The sequence below is a fragment of the Bacillus sp. 166amftsu genome (assembly GCF_900107445.1).
Classification (GTDB): domain Bacteria; phylum Bacillota; class Bacilli; order Bacillales; family Bacillaceae_G; genus Bacillus_A; species Bacillus_A arachidis.
Map to the genome: position 1 here is coordinate 22,121 of NZ_FNQA01000015.1, position 17,113 is coordinate 39,233.

General features: G+C 33.9%; 15 protein-coding genes. 4 read left to right on the forward strand and 11 right to left on the reverse strand.

Features of this window, described 5'->3' with window-relative positions; translation table 11 throughout:
- The first annotated feature begins 1 nt into the window (after window position 1).
- Window positions 2-1,375: an O-antigen ligase family protein gene (locus BLV40_RS21955; protein WP_090693876.1), complete on the forward strand. Its 1,374-nt coding sequence runs from the start codon at window positions 2-4 to the stop codon at window positions 1,373-1,375.
- A gap of 28 nt (window positions 1,376-1,403) precedes the next feature.
- Here BLV40_RS21955 and BLV40_RS21960 read toward each other — a convergent pair whose 3' ends face one another.
- From BLV40_RS21960 to BLV40_RS22005, 10 genes are all read right to left on the reverse strand, one after another.
- Entirely contained in the window at window positions 1,404-4,082 is a 2,679-nt protein-coding gene (locus tag BLV40_RS21960) for a YfhO family protein (protein ID WP_090693879.1), read from the reverse strand.
- 92 nt (window positions 4,083-4,174) lie between these two features.
- The gene (locus BLV40_RS21965) at window positions 4,175-4,597 is read right to left on the reverse strand and encodes a GtrA family protein (protein ID WP_026594239.1); all 423 of its coding nucleotides are present in this window, start codon (window positions 4,595-4,597) and stop codon (window positions 4,175-4,177) included.
- 12 nt (window positions 4,598-4,609) lie between these two features.
- On the reverse strand, window positions 4,610-5,617 hold the full coding sequence (locus tag BLV40_RS21970) for a glycosyltransferase family 2 protein (protein ID WP_026594238.1): 1,008 nt from the start codon (window positions 5,615-5,617) through the stop codon (window positions 4,610-4,612).
- Between the two features lie 140 nt (window positions 5,618-5,757).
- On the reverse strand, window positions 5,758-6,648 hold the full coding sequence (gene galU, locus BLV40_RS21975) for a UTP--glucose-1-phosphate uridylyltransferase GalU (protein WP_090693883.1): 891 nt from the start codon (window positions 6,646-6,648) through the stop codon (window positions 5,758-5,760).
- 389 nt (window positions 6,649-7,037) lie between these two features.
- Entirely contained in the window at window positions 7,038-7,436 is a 399-nt protein-coding gene (locus BLV40_RS21980; protein ID WP_026594236.1) for a DUF2304 domain-containing protein, read from the reverse strand.
- Window positions 7,433-8,149 (reverse strand): glycosyltransferase family 2 protein, encoded by a 717-nt coding sequence (locus BLV40_RS21985; protein WP_090693886.1) that lies wholly within the window; start codon window positions 8,147-8,149, stop codon window positions 7,433-7,435. Before BLV40_RS21985 ends, BLV40_RS21980 begins: the two co-directional genes overlap by 4 nt.
- Before the next feature lie 25 nt (window positions 8,150-8,174).
- Window positions 8,175-10,133: a DUF2142 domain-containing protein gene (locus BLV40_RS21990; RefSeq protein ID WP_090693889.1), complete on the reverse strand. Its 1,959-nt coding sequence runs from the start codon at window positions 10,131-10,133 to the stop codon at window positions 8,175-8,177.
- 64 nt (window positions 10,134-10,197) lie between these two features.
- The gene (locus BLV40_RS21995; RefSeq protein WP_090693890.1) at window positions 10,198-10,536 is read right to left on the reverse strand and encodes an EamA family transporter; all 339 of its coding nucleotides are present in this window, start codon (window positions 10,534-10,536) and stop codon (window positions 10,198-10,200) included.
- Window positions 10,529-10,870 (reverse strand): hypothetical protein, encoded by a 342-nt coding sequence (locus tag BLV40_RS22000; protein ID WP_026594232.1) that lies wholly within the window; start codon window positions 10,868-10,870, stop codon window positions 10,529-10,531. Before BLV40_RS22000 ends, BLV40_RS21995 begins: the two co-directional genes overlap by 8 nt.
- Before the next feature lie 265 nt (window positions 10,871-11,135).
- Entirely contained in the window at window positions 11,136-12,863 is a 1,728-nt protein-coding gene (locus BLV40_RS22005; RefSeq protein ID WP_090693891.1) for a phospho-sugar mutase, read from the reverse strand.
- 203 nt (window positions 12,864-13,066) lie between these two features.
- On the opposite strand from BLV40_RS22005, the gene cdaS reads away from it, so the two are divergent.
- The 3 genes from cdaS to BLV40_RS22020 all read left to right on the forward strand — a co-directional run bounded on the left by cdaS (window position 13,067) and on the right by BLV40_RS22020 (window position 15,447).
- Window positions 13,067-13,675: a sporulation-specific diadenylate cyclase CdaS gene (cdaS, locus tag BLV40_RS22010; protein ID WP_090693892.1), complete on the forward strand. Its 609-nt coding sequence runs from the start codon at window positions 13,067-13,069 to the stop codon at window positions 13,673-13,675.
- Window positions 13,676-13,765: 90 nt separating this feature from the next.
- Window positions 13,766-14,125, forward strand: a complete 360-nt coding sequence (locus BLV40_RS22015; protein WP_090693895.1) for a hypothetical protein — start codon at window positions 13,766-13,768, stop codon at window positions 14,123-14,125.
- A 182-nt stretch (window positions 14,126-14,307) separates the two neighbouring features.
- A complete protein-coding gene (locus BLV40_RS22020; protein WP_090693897.1) occupies window positions 14,308-15,447 on the forward strand; it encodes a mannosyltransferase family protein in 1,140 nt (379 codons plus the stop codon).
- A gap of 68 nt (window positions 15,448-15,515) precedes the next feature.
- Here BLV40_RS22020 and BLV40_RS22025 read toward each other — a convergent pair whose 3' ends face one another.
- A complete protein-coding gene (locus BLV40_RS22025; RefSeq protein WP_090693899.1) occupies window positions 15,516-17,000 on the reverse strand; it encodes a leucyl aminopeptidase in 1,485 nt (494 codons plus the stop codon).
- Window positions 17,001-17,113 lie beyond the last annotated feature (113 nt).

Genomic DNA, 17,113 nt, shown 5'->3' on the forward strand with positions numbered 1-17,113 from the left:
TATGATACACCTTACTCGATTTCATTATATACTGCTCAGCATTTTCTTTGTTACATTAGGGTTGTTATTCCCATCACCTTATACCGGGCTATTCATTTCAGCTTTATTAGCAGTCTCTGCTTTCCGAGATGAAAAGCTCGGTATTGCTTATTTACTATTATTCATTCCGATGCGTCCTTTTCTTACAGCCTATAACGCTGGATTCAAATTGATCGGTTCTCTCATTATTCTCTCTTTGTTATGTAAATTGTTTTTACAATACCGACATAATATTTCAAAGCTATTTTCATTTCATTACTTTGAAATTATATATTTTGTATTTTGTTTATTCGGATCTATTTTAGGAATAGTAAATGGCGTTTCCCTTACAGCGATTGTAATGCAGTTACATACCCTGTTACTATTTTACTTTGTATTCTATATTGTATCGCGGCTTTCTTTCCATCATGATGATTTGTTATTTTTTGCACAAATAACTTTCATCGCTTCCATTATTATTTCAATACAAGGTTTAATTGAAAAACTCTCTCTACGAAGTATGTTGCTTCCAGAGGCATGGAAAGAACTCGTATTAGCCCCTACAAATAAAATACGTATATATGGGATGGCTGGCGGTCCAAATGAATTAGCGCTTTATTTAATATTAGCATTTCTCATCTCTCTCTATTTATTGCGAGATGCTTCAACCAAAATGAAATATATTGTCTATATAGGACTCACGCTTATCGCAACGACGTTATTATTAACATATTCACGTGGCGCTTTTTTAACAGTGATGATATTTGTAGTTCTTTATATCATCGTTTATAGACGTATACCGTATTGGAAATCACTACTTTCCATACTGCTAATATCATCCTTGTGTGCTGCAGGTATCTCTTCTGTGACGAATTATTTAGAAGGAGATGCTCTCGGAGCTAAACGTTTTTCAGAAGCTTTATCCGAAGAAACTGTTGAACTAAGTAAGCAAGATGGACGAATCTATTATGTGAAAAAAGCAGTAGAAATTTTCAAGGACAAACCGATTACAGGATATGGTTTCGGTACATTTGGTGATGCAGCTACTCAAACGCATTCTTCACCAATTTATAAGCAGTACAATATTACATGGAATTTTTATTCGGATAACCAGTACATTCAGATCCTTGCTGAAACGGGCCTCATTGGGGTCATCCTATGCGCTATATTTGCATTTGGTTTTTTAAGGCTGTTTTGGGAATATAGAAAAGAAGCACCATTTGGTCCCCTCCTCTTATATTTATGCGTCGGCGCTATCGTCGGAAGTGCTTTTTATAATATCTTAGAGAATGGAATCTTTATGATATATTTCTTTCTCACAGCTGGATGTATATTGAAAAAGAAAGAGGACTACTGATATTTCAGTAGTCCTCTTTCTTTTTATATTATAATTTTTTCTGTTTTCTTGATAACACGAAACCAAGTAACAATGTAACAAATAAACTAATAGAAGAAACGATTGCTCCTATTACAAATCCTGGAGAAGTATATTTTAATTCAACTGTATGTGTTCCTTTTTCTAAATCTAATCCAAGGAACGCATCATTTAATTTCAGTAACTTCGTCTCTTTTCCATCTACAGTCGCCTTCCAGCCCTTATCATATGGAATAGATAAGAATAAATAATCATCTTCTTTCACATCAATTTTTCCAGATACAGTACGACCTGTGTAGTTTGTTACGTCAAATGGCTGTTGTTTTAATTCATTCACTCGCTGATCCAATGCATCTACATCAAGCCCATAGAATAATTGTTGTTCTAGCTCAATGGACTGATGATCTACTTTTACTTCAACTTCTACTTTTTGATTCTCAAAATAACCTAAATCAAGAATACCGTTATTCCAATAATAACGTGGATACTCCGTAAACTTCTTACCAAGTGATTTTCCATTTACATACACTTTTGTTACATCAGTTGGCTCTACACGTAGTTTTGTATATAACTGTTGTTTTCCTTTTACATCAAAAATATATTTAATACTAGCTTCTTGTCCAGCTTGTTGTCTTACCAATTGAATCGGTTTTTGATTTGTCTCTTTTATTTTCTTTTGTTCTTCAAGTTGTTCTTTCTTTGTTTTTTCACGGTTTACAACGGATAGGTTATTATATTCCACTGAAATTGGTTCAAGTGGTTTATAGTAGCTAATATCTTGTCCATTTAATTTGCCAATAAATTTATTTTGTTTTTCAAAGGAATTTACATAATTAATTTTTTGAACCTTTAACTTATCTTTTCCTTTTATATCAAATTCCTCTTTATTTACCATGTATCCAAATGGAAGAGCATTTTTATTCTCATATACATAGTTCTTACCTACACGATCAATTTCAGACCATCCATACTTGTTAAGTGGTTCATCTGAAATCATATATTTCATTCCGAGCAATGCATCTGTAGAAATAATGCCTTTACCATTTTGTAAAATTAGAGCCTCTAAATAACCATAGCCTAACTCCTGCATATATAAGTTTAAATGGCCGTTTGCTACGGAGTTAAAATGCGTCACACCTTTATATCCAAAACGTAATGCGTCATTCCATGTAACCCCTCGCGTCGTTTCCATACGATAAAGTCCTTTATCCTTTTCAGCGACTTTTTGAATCGTTTCTTCATATCTTGGATATGGTGAAGCATACTCTTGACGATTAATATAACCGTACTCATATCCCATTAACTTAACCATATAGACTGTATTAAGTGCAACATCAAGTGATACCACGGCTAATAAAGCAAATGAGATCATTGCTTTATTTTTTTTCAAGCGTACTTTTGCAATTAACAATAATGCATATACAACAATAAAGAACACATTTGCAATAATTTTATTCGATTGTATATAACTTGGAGCTAAATTCCCAAGTAACAAGAGCATAAATAGGTTAAACAGTACAACCTTTTTTAAAGCCGGTATTAACTCCTCTTCAAACACCATAAATGTTCGAACTGCAACAAAAATGAGCATGAAAGAGAAAGTGAAGGAATAACGATATGGGAAGTTCGTTGGCGGCTCAAAACCGTGCCAAGCTATATTTAAAAATGGAATTTCAAACGATAGAATCAAAAATAGTAAAACTGCTCCATATACAATCTTTTCTTTTAAAGCAATTTTCTTTGTTATAAAGAATAATGGAAGCAATAATAGTGTTAAAACACCAGCGTAAACGTTTGGCATACCATTTACTGTTGTATCGATTACTCCGTTAAAGAAGCGTGTATAGAATTCTACAAGATCAAAATTAAATGCTGTAGAAAATGGTAGCTTTGCACGTTCCACAAAGTTACTCTTTAAGTCCATATATGTTGGTAAGGTAATAAAGGCAGACATCCCTGCTGCTAAACCTGTTCCCATACAGAACCAAACAAATCTTTGTATGAATAACTTTATATTTCGAACGTCGTACAGCACACAAAAACGTGCTACAAAATAGATAAACGTAAATATCCCTACCATAACAGAGATATAAAAGTTTGTAATAAATGTAAGTGCTAAGCTAAACGTAAATAATCCATATTTCTTCTGTGTTAAAAGTTTTTCAACCCCTAACAAAATGAGAGGTAGTAAATAAATCCCGTCTAACCACATTACACAGAATGAATACACAGTTACAAATGACATTAATGCGTAAAAAGTTGAAAATAGTGTAATTGTAATTTCTCGGCGCTTCATCATATGACTTAAATAATACGTCATTGTTACACCAGCTAGTCCAACTTTTAATAACGTCATTAACATAATCGCTTCCGGAATATGTGCACGATCAAAAAAGAGAATTAAAATGGAAAATGGACTTGCTAAGTAATAGGCAAATACACCAATAAAATTAAGGCCCATTCCACCTTCCCAACTATAAAATATGCTTTTTCCATCTTTGAAAACATCATATAAGTACGTGTAAAATTGTACATATTGTGTATGTAAATCAGTTACAAGGATTGATTTTGATCCAAATGGCGCCACACCAAGTAACATGAAAACTACACCATAAATAGAAAAAGGAAGTAAGAAAGCAAATGTATATAAAACCTTCTTTTTCTTAAACAAATCTAACAGTGCTTGCATTATACTCCTCCATAACATTCTTTGTTAATAATTTATTACAAAAATATATGTATAAAAAACAATAGCCGGCATAAAGCCAAGCCATTTGTTTTTTAAGCATTTTGACCATTTTCTACATCGGTCTTCTTTCTAAAAATAACATACTTACTTGCAAAATAATTAAAGACAACAACAATAATATTTGCAATAACTTTTGTAATTAAATCATTTATACCTAACCATTCAATAAATGCTATCATCGCAAAGAGATCTATAAAATACGATAGGATACGAAATCCCATAAAATAAAAGAACTCCTTCAACGCATGAGTCAAATTAGCTTGTTGACTATTGAAGACATATTTTTTGTTTGTAATATACGCAAACAATACAGCTACAATCCACGCAATCGTTGTTGCTATCTTATAGTCCATTCCAACTAAAGTTGCACAAATGAAATAAGTTACAATATTAATCAGTGTTGTTAAACCACCAAAAAATAAATAATTAAATATTTCCTTCGTTTTATTATTCACACTTATAATCCCCTAGTGATTGGATTTTACTTTACGATCTTCTACGCTATATAATTTTGCCATCTTTTTATCGCCATCTATATTTGTTACTTTGTCATCGTTATATTCATCTACAAAATATAGTGGACGCTGTTTTGTTTCGTTAAAAATACGTCCTAAGTATTCACCAATAATACCAATGGAAATTAATTGTACTCCGCCGATGAATAGAATCGCCGTCATCATGGATGGATATCCACTTACCGACTCACCGTACATAAGCGTCTTAATAATGATCCAAAGCATGTAGACAAATGCTCCGAATGAAACAGTAAATCCCATGAATGATGCAAGACGGAGTGGAGCTGTTGTAAAGGATGTAATCCCTTCAATCGCAAGATCCATTAGTTTAAAATAATTCCACTTTGTTTCGCCTGCAGCACGTGGATCACGGTCAAATAAAATTTCTTTCTTATTATAACCAATCCAACTAAACATTCCTTTTGTATAACGCTGTGTTTCGCGGATTTTCTTTAATGCTTCTACACAACGGCGATCTAATAAACGGAAGTCTCCTGTATTTTCCTGAATAGGGATTCTTGTCGTTTTCTTTAATAAGCCATAAAATTTACCCGCTGTCCATTTTTTCGCCCATGACTCACCTGCACGAGAGCGTCGTTTAGCGTATATATCATCATAGCCTTCTTCCCAGTATTTAATCATTTCAGGAATAAGCTCAGGTGGATCCTGTAAATCTGCATCAATAATAATTACAGCATCACCCATTGCATGATCAAGACCTGCAATCATCGCTGTTTCTTTCCCAAAGTTTCGTGATAAATCCACATATGAAATACGCTCATCGTGTTCTCTAAATTCTTTAATAATATCTAATGTACGATCTTTACTTCCATCATTCACAAATAAAATTTCAAATTTATAATTCGGAATTCCTTGAAATACACCTGTTAACCGACTATATAATTGATCTAATACTTCTTCTTCATTATATGCCGGCACTAAAATTGTAATGGTCTTCAAAGAAGATACTCCTTTCTTTTTCAAGCTTTCTCATAAAGAATAATTTATAAGCACAGATTAGACATAGTAAACTGGAAGTTTGTCTTAGAATACCTCATTCTCCAATCCACTATGTCTAACCGTACATATTTATAAATGAACTAATTTTTTACAGCGTTTGTTTGTTCAGTTACAAGCTCTTGCATAATTTTTAGTAAATCCTCTTTTAGCTCATCATGCTGTAGGGCCATTTCAATTGTTGTTTGAATAAACCCAAGTTTTTCACCAACATCATAACGTTTTCCTTCAAAATCATATGCGAATACACGTTGAATCTCATTTAAACTTTGAATTGCATCTGTTAATTGAATTTCGCCACCAGCACCTACGTGTTGTTCTTCCAAGAAACGGAAAATTTCTGGTGTCAATATATAACGTCCCATAATTGCTAAGTTTGAAGGTGCTGTACCTTGAGCTGGTTTTTCAACGAATTGCTTTACTTGGTAGCGGCGTCCCTCTTTTTCTAATGGGTCGATAATACCGTAGCGATGCGTTTCATCTTCTGGAACAGTTTGTACGCCAATTACAGAAGAAAGTGTTTTTTCATACTCATCGATTAATTGCTTTAAGCAAGGCTTTTCTGCTTGTACAATATCATCTCCAAGTAATACAGCAAATGGTTCATCACCAATAAATTTACGAGCACACCATACTGCATGTCCTAAACCTTTTGGTTCCTTTTGGCGAATATAGTGAATGTCTACCATTTTAGAGGAAGCTTGTACTTTCTCAAGCAACTCGTATTTTTTCTTTTCTAATAAGTTTTGTTCTAATTCAAACGCATTATCAAAGTGATCTTCAATTGCACGTTTTCCTTTTCCTGTAACGATAATGATATCTTCAATACCAGCTGCTACAGCTTCTTCAACGATATATTGAATTGTTGGTTTATCAACAATTGGTAACATTTCCTTCGGCATTGCTTTTGTTGCTGGTAAAAAACGTGTTCCAAGACCAGCGGCTGGAATAATCGCTTTTCTAACTTTTTTCATGCTTATAACCTCTTTCTTTCGTTCTTGGTTTATATTCGCATTCATCCAAGTAGTATTTATTCTTCTTACTTTTCCCTGCCACATCATATTTATTGGATATATTTTGTTCTTATCCAAATACGTGTAAATTTCCACATTATATATCTAGTAATCTATGTGTTATATTACAAGCTTTACATGTTACTTTCTTCAATAACTGTAAAAAACACTCCGTACAAATTCTACATGATTGCCTCTTTATTCGTCAAGGTCACTTCATGTCCTCTATTTTACATTTGACACTTTATACATGTAATTGATAGTCAAACATTGTGTAACCAATTATGATTGACCATTAATAAAAAAAAGCCATTGATATATACATACTAACGGCTTTTTTCATTCGTTTATTATTCAATCGTTACTTTTTGTTTTTGTTCTTTATCGTTCATTGATTCAAGCTTTTTTTTCATGTTTTCATTTTCATACTGATAAATCGCAACAGTTTGTGTCAATTCTTTAACTCGAATAGAAGACCTTGATACAACTACAGTTAAGAAGAATAACACACATGTAACAAATATAAATCCTAAAAAGAAAAGCGCATTAATCGGCGTAGCAACCCCTAAAGCATGTGAAACAGCATCAATCGATTTAGGGAAAATCCCGATAATTAAAATACCAATTAATACACCATACCATGTTAGTACATATTTCAATTCTAATTTCTCTTTACGAACCAAGTTCGTAAAGATCATTAGTCCTACTATAACACCTAAAATAATTAAAATTTGAAGGCGAATTGTCACGAAACATTCTCCTTTCTCTTTGGTTTCAATCTATCAATTGTAATCGCAAGCGTTACTTTAATCATATAGTAGATCGCTTTGTAATTTACAATTGAAGATGTCCCTCCAATTCGTTCTCGCATAAGCACAGGAACTTCTTCTACTTGATAATTGTTTCTTAATACAGACACGATACTCTCTGGTTCTGGATAATCTTTCGGATAATATTCACAAAACTCATTAATGATCTTTTGATTCACCATTCTAAATCCAGAAGTCGCATCTGTAATTTGTTTTCCGGATACAATTTTAATTAGCTTTTCAAAGAAACGAATTCCTAATCTTCTTGTGAAAGAAGATTGAAAACCCTCTTTATTAATAAATCGTGAACCGATAACCATATCAACCTGCTTCTCCTCCATCGCCTGAAGAAGATCCCCTAAATATGCTGCATCATGTTGACCATCACCATCAAATTGTACAGCGATATCATATCCATAACGCTGGGCATATTTATATCCAGTCTGCATACCACCACCAATTCCTAAGTTAATTGGCAAACTTACATAGTTAAAATTATTATCTTTACAGATTTGCTCAGTATCATCTTTTGAACAATCATTAATGATAACATAATCAAAATCTGGAGCATTCTTTTCTATATCCTCTACAACGTGTATTAAGTTTGTCGATTCGTTGTAAGCAGGAATAATGATGAGTTTCTTTTTAAACAAGTCTAATCCCCTCACTCCACTAATTTTAATAAAAATACCCTAACATAAACACATTGGCATATAGCAGCATCCAACATGCTAACTTCGCTGATCGTTGTGCTGTCAATTCAGAATACTGTTTCACATTCATTCTTTCATTGAATATGAATAATACAATAGGAATAATAGGTAAGAAATATCTTCCTTGCAATCCACTAATGAAATCTGCACCCACTTCAGACCAGGTCAAATACAAGCTTAACATAACTAAGCCAATTGTACTTGCAATTGTTAAAATAAAAATTAAATAATCGAAGTTACGTAACTTATACTTGTCCTCAGAATAATCAAAGATAGCTGTCATTACAAGACCAACGATACTAATAAGTACAATCCCACTCATCAAGTGTGTTACCCACCCTACTTGATTTAACATGTTCATCCACATGCTCAATCCAGTTTCAAATGTGCCAAAGAACGCTTTCAATGCTTCAACTGGGTGTCCTAAAATGAAGTGCAATTGGCCCACAGGATTTATCTTTTCATTTGGATTAATAGTTCCAACAAACTTCATGACGAATAAATTCCAAGAACTCATCATTAAACCCGGTATTCCGGCAAGCAACAGAAACGAAATAATACCTTGCAGTTTTGTACGAAATAGTTCTCTTCCAATAAACGCTAAGATCAAGAATGATAATGGCCAATACGTAAATTTACATAACACAATAAGAATTAATAACACAGTTGGGATAATAAAGTCCCTAACTCCCAATGTGTTCTTTTCCGAACACATCAGTTTTTGTAGCATAATAGCAATAAAGAGATAGTTTAATCCCATAAGTATTGCATCGGCTGAAAACGATGCAGCTAATGAAACAAATAACGGAAAAGCAGCTAAAAATGCTAATGTATTTTTCAATCTTGGAATTATTTTAATAGCCATTGCAGTTAAAATGATGTAAACAGCTAAATTTAAAATTCTTCCTAACATTAGAGCACTAAAAGCTTTTAATCCTAATATATTTGCAATAAACAAACCTAGAGCTTGTGGAATATAAGGGATTGGTGTGTATACTGCAGTTGTTGGTTGTTCTACAAAGTTTGTTTTACTTGCAAAAGTATAAGTATCCCAAATTTCACTCTTAGCTCTATCATACCTTTCACCATTAGCAAGCAACCCATAAGTTGTTTCAAATTGATTCGGCCTTGGCATATAATCTATATTCTCAGGTAAGTTAACGCCTACTTTATCACCTTGTTTTGTAGAAAGAAGATTACCTAAGCTAATATCATAAGCTTTTGCAAAATGAAAGTTCTCATCTGTTGCCTCAAAAAGCGGATTGTTAAAGCTAAACATGATTCCCATTGCTCCAGCCACAACAACAAAATTCTTGATTGTATTTTTCCCGATAAACGCTAACACTACTATAGTAACTAATGCAGTTATTACAGCTTTTCTAATTTTTAGCCAATCTATTTGGTCATATGATACTTTAGCTGCTACTGCTTGTCCTTTATCTTCTGTACCATTAACAGTCAATTTCCCGTCCGATAATGATGCTCCTGTACGAATGCCCACCTTTTGGCCATTCTCAGCCTTTACTATTTTCACTTTCAACGTCATAGTATTACTTAATTCATTGGTAAGTGGAATGACAATACTACTTTTAAAATGAGGGTCTTTAATATACCCTTCTCCTCCCCATTTACTTAAGTCTACTGTCTCTTTACTCACTACTTTCTCTTTAGTCGAAAGTTCATACTCCAATAATACATTTTTATGATAACTATCACTTGTAAGAGGTAATAAAAGATGTTTCGGATTTTCACCTGAAAAATGAAACTCTTGTACTAATTCATCACCTTCAGCTAAATCAGTCATCTTATAGTTACTATACGCAAGACTTTTATTCACAGTATGAATAGGTCCTGTCAAAAAGACATAAAGAACTGCACACAAAACTATAAAAAAAGACATAATTATCTTTTTCCTGTTTATCATATAAAAACACTCCTATTATTTTTATCAAAATTCTTCAAAAAACATTGTAGAAACAATACGTCTATTATTGGATGCAAAAAATTGCAATTCCTATGATGATAATAATATTCCCTACTACTTTTCTTTTGGTAATTTTTTCACCAAGAAAATACCAACCGAATATTAAAATAATAACGTAACTAAGCGATTCTATAACAGGCGCTTGCTTTAATGTGACACCTTTCATTGCAATAACATTTAAACCAGCATTAATTACAAATAAAGAGTATCCAACTATTACATATCGGTTCACATATTCTTTCCACTTTGTATCATAAGTGACTAACGTTGCTTTTTTTAGTAAAATTTGGGAGTAGTTTGCTAAAATAACACCAAAAATATAAAGCAAAACAAATTTATTCATCTTTTACCACCACAACAATCCCTATAATAATAACGATCGCACCGAGAACGTTATTCCATCTTATCGTATCCCCAAAGAATACTACAGACCATAAAAGCCCCCATAAAATAATAACACCCCGATGTGAATACGCTTTAGATATTTCAAACGGTTTAATGACTTGTTGCCATATAATTGCATATCCAAACAAAAGGATAACAAGAACCATATAGGCCATAAGAAAAGAAATTGAACCGACTGAAAATTGTGCTGCCCATTTCATATACACCATTATGATAGAGTATAAAAAAAAGGCAACATGTAAAAATACATAATGCTTAATAGATGCTTTCATACACTCAACTCTCTTTTTTAAAAATGATAGTTATATCATCACTTATTTTACTAACTTTCATCCCCAAACTTTATTCATACAAAATAAAATTTTAACATAAATACTTAAAAATTTCATTCTGAACTTATATCGGCGCATTCCTTGCTTGTGTCTAAAATGTGACAATTTCAATTGTATACCCATGAATCATTCATATGAAAATTTCCTATTTCTATCTACTCAATAACAAAAAAGCATGAACATCTCCATGTCCATGCTTCTTTTATTATTGAACGCGATTCATAATATCGCTTTTAATATTCTCAAGCTTTTCTTCACTATGTTGCAGGGAATCGCCTTGCACTCCAAAGTAAAATTTAATTTTCGGCTCTGTTCCAGACGGGCGTAAGCAGAACCAAGAACCATCCTCAAGGTAATACTTTAATACGTTTGATTTTGGTAAATGAATCTCTTCAGTAGCTTCTTCCACAACTTTTGTTCTAACACTCGCTTTATAATCTTCAGCAATTGTAACCTTTAAACCTGCTACTTCTGTTGGTCGATTCTCACGGAAAGATGTCATCATATTTTGAATTTGCTCCGCACCATCTTTTCCTTTCAGTGTTAGAGAAACAAGTCCTTCACGGAAATATCCATACTTCTCAAATACTTCAAGCAATCCATCATATAATGTTTTACCTTGTGATTTATAATATGCCGCTACTTCACATGCAAACAATACCGATTGAACAGCATCTTTATCACGGCAGAACGGGCGAATTAAATATCCATAACTTTCTTCGTAACCGAATTGGAATGCATATTCTCCGCTTTCTTCGTATTGCTTAATCTTTTCACCAATAAATTTAAATCCAGTTAATGTATCAATTGTGTCAAGCCCGTAAGCTTTTGCAATTGTACGTCCTAGTTCTGAAGTAACGATTGTTTTTAAGACAACACCATTCTCTGGTAATATACCTTTTTCTTTCTTTTGAGATAATAAGTATTCCAGCATTAACGCACCTGTTTGATTTCCTGTTAATACTTGATATTCACCAGCATGATTTCGAATTGCAACACCAAGACGATCTGCATCTGGATCTGTCGCAATTAAAACATCAGCCTGCGTTTCTTCACCGTAACAAATTGCTAATTCAAATGCAGCATGCTCTTCCGGGTTTGGTGATTTTACAGTAGAAAAGTTAGGATCCGGCTGTTCTTGTTCTTTTACAACCGTTACACTTTTAAATCCTACCGCTTCTAAACCACGACGAGTAGGAATATTAGAAGTACCATGTAATGGTGTAAAGACAACCTTCAATTCTTCTCCATGCTTTTCCACTAATTCTTTATTAATAATCACTGTTTTTAATTGTTCTAAATATGCATCATCTACATCTTGTCCGATAATTTCTAATAGACCGTTTTGCTTTAATTGCTCAACATCCGCAATCTCTACTACTAACTCATCACTTACCGCATTTACGTACGAAATTAATTCATCCGCTTCTTTTGGAGGTAATTGTCCTCCATCTTCTCCATATACTTTATATCCATTGTATTCTGGTGGATTATGGCTTGCAGTAAGAACAATTCCACTATATGTATGTAAATAACGCACTGCAAATGAAAGTTCCGGTGTTGGGCGTAAACTTTCAAATACATATGTTTTAATGCCATGAGCACCCAGTGTCGCTGCCACTTCCATTGCGAACTCTGGTGATTTATGACGTGAATCATACGCAACGACAACACCGCGCGCCTTTGCTCTATCACCTTGTTTTTCAATAAATTGTGCTAATCCTTCTGTTGCTTTACGTACTGTATATACATTTAAACGGTTTGTTCCCACGCCGAGCTCACCGCGCATACCACCTGTACCAAACTCTAAATTTTTATAGAAACTGTCCTCGATTTTCTTCGGATCTTCCTTCATTTCTTCTAATTGTTGCTTTAACTCTGCATCTAAATTCGCAAAACTACTCCAGCGTTCATATTCTTTTGTCCAATCCATTTTTCTCTCTCCTTTCAGTCAAACATAATCTCATTATATGGCGAAAATAACGCTTTCCTCAATACTATTTTATATCCCTAGAAAATCTTACCTTATATACAAAACTATGTAATCTATGTAAACATTCTTTTCCTTTACGCATACTTTCTGCATGGAACGAAAAACTATACGTAATAAATATATTCTTAAATAGGGTGAATACAATGCAAGAATGGGCACTGACAAAAACAATGAAACAGCATATTCAAGAAACTATTAAAGATATTTCTTTTGCACTTCAAGATATGCAAACTGCACTGGACAATAATAATGAATGTATTTTATGTAAAGTTGAAGATATACAAAAATTATTACTACATATCCAATCAAAAACGGCATCCTACTATGTCAAAACGTATCTATCTCCCTATACAGACTGTTACATTCATCTACTAACAGCAATCAGGCACTTATCTGAAAAACGGCATGGTGCTCTCATTATTGTGGAAAGAGATCAACCGGTAGAATCATTTATCCAATCCGGGATAGAACTACAAGCACACTTAACCGTTCCATTGTTAGAATCTATTTTTTATCCTGGAAACTCTCTTCATGATGGTGCTGTTCTTGTGAAAAATAACCATATTATATCCGCAGCCAATATACTTCCACTATCACATCAAACACTTGCATCGCATCAAAAATTAGGGACACGTCATCGCGCAGCAATTGGGCTTTCCGAAGTAAGTGATGCCCTTATTCTTGTTGTATCTGAAGAAACCGGAAAAACATCTTTTGCCTTAGCTGGAATGTTATATGCATTTTCACTTTAAAATCTTATATTTCTTTTACATATAACAGGAATTTTCATTCTGCTAATTGAAGTATATACATTATGAGGATAGAAAGGCGATGTAGGAATCATGAAAAACACATTCTATCTATTTTTCACAATATTTTTTACATGCTTTATACTTGTAGGTTGTATCGATGCGAATAGCTCGAGCAACTCTTCCAATCAATCTCAAGAAACCGAAAAAAGTATTAAAAAGGCCGTTTGGAATCAATTATCCAATCAAGAAAAGCAATATATTATTGGTGATTGGGAAAATGCTACAATGACAAAAACAACATTTCACAAGCATAATAGCCATCAATCAAATGAGGAATATGAAGGAAAGACTGTTTATCTCGTTCATTTCCCATCTGATACATCTGCACCCAAAAACGTTGAAGTATATGTTGATATCGATACAAATGAAATTGTAGGATATAATAAATAACTTAAACAATATTGACCTCTAAAAACGACTTGCTCGTTCTTTTAGAGGTCAATATTGTTTAATACATAAAAAGAACTTTCAAACTTTTAATTATGTATCCGCTTCTAAACATAAGATACGTGATTTTACAATAGAAATGTCTGATAAGATAGAAATACCAAGTCAATTGAGGAGTTACATATATGCACAACAGTCTATTACAAAAAAGACGTTTATACTCTGAACAGCCACACAAAAAAATTTGGTGGTTAAAACCCATTCTAGCTCATTATCTTCTTTTAATTTTAGCCATTTTATTACCCTATTATAATAACTTCCATGAAGGAATGACGTTAGAACACTTCAAGCATGCTCTTATTAATTGGGATAGTCTTTGGTATATTGAAATCGCTGAAAATGGATATAAATCAAGAAAAGCTACTGCGTTTTTTCCATTTGTACCAATACTAATCAAAGTCTTTGGCAACCCCTATACTGTCATTGCAGTGACGCAGGTCGCATTTTTTATTTGCTTATATTTGCTGAAGGAATTTTTCAAGCGCTGTAACATGAATGATTCCCAAATAAAAGCCGGCATTTGGCTTTTCGCAGTTAATCCTTGTGCAATTTATTATGCCACTGTTTATACAGAAGTCTGGATCGTTCTTTTTTCCCTTGCTTCTCTTCACATGGCTATAAAAGAAAAATGGCTTTACGCTTATATATTTGCCGCCATTTTAACATCCACCCGAGCACCAGCTTTATTATTCGGCATTTTTCCATTTACCCTTTTTATTATGTCCATATGGAATAAAAATTGGAAATTGGTAAGAAATTCTCTATTATGGGGACTAAGTTGTACAGTTGGCTTAACAGGATATATGATTTACCTATATCGTGTATTCGGAGATCCGTTGGTTTTCTCAACGACACAAGCCGAAAACTGGGGTCATTACGCCGTTTTACCATGGATTCAAATCATTGAAGGCTTTTATGCAGCATTTACTGTAGACATAAGAGAAATAAGACAAGGGCTATGGATATCAGCAGTATTATTCGCCTTTTTTGGAATTGGATATATTTGGCGTTTGAAATCTCATTTAAAATGGGAAAGTATTAGCGCAATGCTCTTTGTATGTATCACGATTATTTTTATATTCAGTTTTGGTACACGCGGTCTGCCGATGCATAGCACGCTCAGATATTTAAGTATTTTATTCCCAATTTATGCTATCATCCCACTTGTTGTACCTAAATCAATTCAACGGATAATTATTATTTTCTTTGCGATTGTATCGTTTATGAGCGCATGGAATTTCACTCATCATATATGGAACCTGTAAGATAAAAAAAGCCGTCTCCAAAAGGTCTGTACGTAACGACCTTTTGGGACAGCTTTTTTCCAACTCTCTTATTCTTCTCCAAAACGCTCAACAAGCGTCGCGAGCGTACGAACCATTGCTCCTGTTGCTCCTGCTGGTCCTAAATCATGTGCGCTCGTTGTATCAGATGTTCCAGCGATATCTAAATGTACCCATGGTGTTTCTTCTGCAAACTCACCAAGGAATGTTCCTGCCATTACCGCATGACCTTCACGACCTGGTGAGTTATTTAAATCTGCAAATTTACTGTTACGGACGCGTTCTTTATCACGCTCGAAAATCGGTAATTGCCAAATTGGCTCATCCGTTTCCATTGATGCTTCTAACACTTGTTCAAACAACGTTTCATCATTTGTCATCGCACCCGTTGTATGGTTTCCAAGTGCAACGATGACACCACCTGTTAATGTCGCAACATCAACAAGATAGTTTGCACCAAGTTTCTTCGCATACGTAATCCCGTCTGCTAATGCTAGACGACCTTCTGCATCTGTATTTAATACTTCAATTGTTTTCCCACTCATAGATGTAATCACATCATCTGGTTTGAATGCAGTACCACTAACAACGTTATCAGTTGATGGAATAACAGCGACTATGTTTTGCTCAGGACGAAGTTCACCGATAATTTCCATCGCTCCAAGAACAGCTGCAGCACCGCCCATATCACCTTTCATACCAACCATACCTTCGCGTGGTTTTAAAGAATAACCACCTGTATCATATGTAATCCCTTTTCCAACGAGTCCGATCACATCTGTCCACTCTTCTTTTCCTTTATAAATAAGAGCGATCATTTTTGGCGGCTCAGTAGAACCTTGATTCACGGCAAGTAATGCACCCATACCAAGCTCTTCCATTTCTTCTTTCTCAAGCACTTTATAATCCATGTCATATGTCTCAGCTAATTCAACAGCATACTCTGCAAGTTTTGTTGCTGTTAATACGTTAGGCGGCATATTTACAAGTGTACGAGCTGAGTTTGTCGCACGTCCGTGTACATATCCTACTGTTAATGCAGCTTCGATTTCTTTTGCATCTTCTGCTGTAATAACCGCAAAGTTTTCTAACTCTACACTTTCTTTTTTATCTGTTTTATAGGTTTGTAAATCATATGTACCTAGGCAATACACTTCCGCTGCAATATGTGCAACATCGATTGCACCTAACTTATCTGTTACGAAAGAATCAAGTAAAATCGCTGCATCTTTTACCTTTGCAGCTTTTAATGTTTTAAATGCTTTACTAAGTGAAGCACGTAACGTTTCTGTTGTGCATGCTTCTTTTTTGCCAAGACCGACAAAATAGTAGCGTTTTACATTTGTTTTTCCTAGGCTATGTACTTTAGAAATAACTTTTTTCTTTGAACTAAGCTCTTTCTCTTCTAATAAAAGTTGTAATTGTCCTTCAAATGCTTTATCCAGTTCTTGTACAAAACTACTCGTTACCTCTTCTTCAAATAAAGCAACAATCACCGCTTCGTGATTCACTAATTCTTTTTGTACTTGAAACATGCTCAGACCCCCTAAATTTCTCTCTTTTCATTATAACTTTATTTTCGATAAAATGCGACAATTCCAACTCTTTCCGTATTCAAATTCCATCCTGCAACTACTACGAAAGATTT

What these genes read in the sequence shown, in the direction of transcription:
- BLV40_RS21955 (WP_090693876.1), top strand. Translation starts at nt 2, where the DNA reads ATGATACACCTTACTCGATTTCATTATATACTGCTCAGCATTTTCTTT.
- BLV40_RS21960 (WP_090693879.1), bottom strand. Translation starts at nt 4,082, where the DNA reads ATGCAAGCACTGTTAGATTTGTTTAAGAAAAAGAAGGTTTTATATACA.
- galU (WP_090693883.1), bottom strand. Translation starts at nt 6,648, where the DNA reads ATGAAAAAAGTTAGAAAAGCGATTATTCCAGCCGCTGGTCTTGGAACA.
- BLV40_RS21990 (WP_090693889.1), bottom strand. Translation starts at nt 10,133, where the DNA reads ATGATAAACAGGAAAAAGATAATTATGTCTTTTTTTATAGTTTTGTGT.
- BLV40_RS21995 (WP_090693890.1), bottom strand. Translation starts at nt 10,536, where the DNA reads ATGAATAAATTTGTTTTGCTTTATATTTTTGGTGTTATTTTAGCAAAC.
- BLV40_RS22000 (WP_026594232.1), bottom strand. Translation starts at nt 10,870, where the DNA reads ATGAAAGCATCTATTAAGCATTATGTATTTTTACATGTTGCCTTTTTT.
- BLV40_RS22005 (WP_090693891.1), bottom strand. Translation starts at nt 12,863, where the DNA reads ATGGATTGGACAAAAGAATATGAACGCTGGAGTAGTTTTGCGAATTTA.
- cdaS (WP_090693892.1), top strand. Translation starts at nt 13,067, where the DNA reads ATGCAAGAATGGGCACTGACAAAAACAATGAAACAGCATATTCAAGAA.
- BLV40_RS22015 (WP_090693895.1), top strand. Translation starts at nt 13,766, where the DNA reads ATGAAAAACACATTCTATCTATTTTTCACAATATTTTTTACATGCTTT.
- BLV40_RS22020 (WP_090693897.1), top strand. Translation starts at nt 14,308, where the DNA reads ATGCACAACAGTCTATTACAAAAAAGACGTTTATACTCTGAACAGCCA.
- BLV40_RS22025 (WP_090693899.1), bottom strand. Translation starts at nt 17,000, where the DNA reads ATGTTTCAAGTACAAAAAGAATTAGTGAATCACGAAGCGGTGATTGTT.